Raw genomic sequence first — 579 nt, 5'->3', positions numbered from 1 at the left:
AATGGAAATGGTGGTGAACGGGGTATCGACGCGCAAAATTGAACAGATCACGCAGGAGCTGCGCGGCACGGAGTTCTCGAAATCCACCGTCTCAGAACTGTGCAAGCGGCTGGATCCAATGGTCAAGGCATGGAACAACCGGTCGCTTGAAGAGAAGGCCTATCCTTTTGTCCTCGTCGATGCGCTGGTGCTGAAGGTGCGTGAAGAGGGGGCGTCCGGTCGCGCGGCGCACTTATCGGGATCGGCTAAGGCACCGAGGGGTATCGCGAGGTGTTGGGCCTGATGCTTGGCGACAGCGAGTCGGAAGCCAGCTGGGGCGAGTTTTTCAGCTGGCTGAAAAGCCGCGGGCTGCACGGCGTCGATGTGGTGGTGTCGGATGACCATCGCGGGCTTGTACGCGCCATTCGTCGGCACTTTCAGGGCGTGACCTGGCAGCGGTACCAGACGCACTTTATGCGCAACATTCTCGATGCGACACCGAAACCGCTGCAAGAGGAGGTGCATCGTCGGGTACGCGTCATCCTGGAGGCACCGGATATGGAGACGGCGCGGCTTCTTTTGAATCAGACGCTGGAGGCG

1 pseudogene is annotated in these 579 nt (G+C 60.1%); it reads left to right on the top strand.

What is annotated here, in order from left to right:
• Positions 1-579: pseudogene (locus IEX61_RS12260) on the top strand (IS256 family transposase); the annotation flags it as partial.

The organism is Calditerricola satsumensis (genome assembly GCF_014646935.1).
Classification (GTDB): Bacteria; Bacillota; Bacilli; order Calditerricolales; family Calditerricolaceae; genus Calditerricola; species Calditerricola satsumensis.
Note: the sequence above shows the minus strand (reverse complement) of the source record. Positions and strands in the feature narration are given on the sequence as shown.